The sequence below is a fragment of the Micromonospora coerulea genome (genome assembly GCF_016598485.1).
In the GTDB taxonomy this organism is placed as follows: domain Bacteria; phylum Actinomycetota; class Actinomycetes; order Mycobacteriales; family Micromonosporaceae; genus Micromonospora; species Micromonospora coerulea.
This window is the reverse complement of the sequence record NZ_JAEMUW010000120.1, coordinates 1-332: the sequence shown is the minus strand read 5'-3', so window position 1 is coordinate 332 and position 332 is coordinate 1. Positions and strand designations below refer to the sequence as shown.

Annotated in this window: 1 protein-coding gene; it reads left to right on the top strand. The window is 68.1% G+C overall.

The features are described from left to right. Nucleotides 1-300 (top strand): integrase core domain-containing protein (locus I8N68_RS32555; RefSeq protein ID WP_200216939.1); only part of this gene is annotated, 300 nt, incomplete at its 5' end. Nucleotides 301-332 lie beyond the last annotated feature (32 nt).

Below are 332 nucleotides of genomic sequence, written 5' to 3'. Positions count from 1 at the left end.
CAATACACATCGATGGCCTTCGCCGCAGCCTGCCGGGCCGCCGGCATTCGGCAGTCGATGAGCGCGGTCGGTAGCTCCGCCGACAACGCCGCCGCCGAATCATTCAACGCCACCTTCAAACGCGAAACCCTCCAAGGCCGCCGCGCCTTCACCGACGAACGCGAAGCACGGCTCACCGCGTTCCGCTGGCTGCACCGCTACAACACCGTCCGACGCCACTCTCGGCTCGGACAGCAATCCCCGATCACCTACGAGAGGAACGCCCGGCCGGCGCCGGCTACGCTGGCCCCCGCCGCATAAACCCCGTGTCCAGGATCAGGGGTCAAGCCCCC